At 57.3% G+C, this 206-nt stretch carries 1 protein-coding gene; it reads left to right on the plus strand.

The features are described 5' to 3' along the window. Positions 1-45 precede the first annotated feature (45 nt). Positions 46-206 (plus strand): transposase (locus FSO04_RS46215; protein WP_154568054.1); only part of this gene is annotated, 161 nt, incomplete at its 3' end.

The raw sequence follows: 206 nt of genomic DNA on the forward strand, positions 1-206 counted from the left end.
TAGAGCGTGTTAGGCACTTTGTGTGAGACCTGGTATCCTGGTGGGATGAAAAGAGCAGACCGCAAAGGGTATCCGAGCGATGTATCCGACGAAGAATGGAGCTTCGCGGCACCGTATCTGACGCTGATGGACGTAACCGCGCCGCAGCGCAAATACGAACTGCGCGACATGTTTGATGCATTGCGCTGGATGGCTCGGGCCGGCGC

Source organism: Paraburkholderia madseniana (genome assembly GCF_009690905.1).
Lineage (GTDB): Bacteria > Pseudomonadota > Gammaproteobacteria > Burkholderiales > Burkholderiaceae > Paraburkholderia > Paraburkholderia madseniana.